Annotated in this window: 1 protein-coding gene; it reads right to left on the reverse strand. The window is 68.9% G+C overall.

From position 1 onward, the window contains the following. Positions 1–228, reverse strand: a 228-nt coding sequence (locus R2R70_RS23850) for an aminotransferase class I/II-fold pyridoxal phosphate-dependent enzyme (RefSeq protein ID WP_410979469.1), incomplete at both ends; no start/stop codon positions are given.

Consider the following 228-nt stretch of genomic DNA (forward strand, 5'->3'; position numbering starts at 1 on the left):
GGTTGCGCGTGTTCAGCGCGGCCACGCAGATGCGGCCGGTGCTCACGGCGTAGATGCCGAACTCTTCGCGCAGGCGGTCGACTTGCGCCGCCGTCAGGCCCGAGTACGAGAACATGCCGCGCTGCACGTTGAGGAAGTTGAAGTCGCGGTCGACGCCGGTCGCCGTCAGGCGTTCGACGAGGCCCGTGCGCATCGCGCGGATGCGGTTGCGCCTTTCGCCGAGTTCGG

Origin of the sequence: Cobetia sp. SIMBA_158, from assembly GCF_046566945.1 — a bacterium.
Taxonomy (GTDB): Bacteria; Pseudomonadota; Gammaproteobacteria; order Pseudomonadales; family Halomonadaceae; genus Cobetia; species Cobetia amphilecti.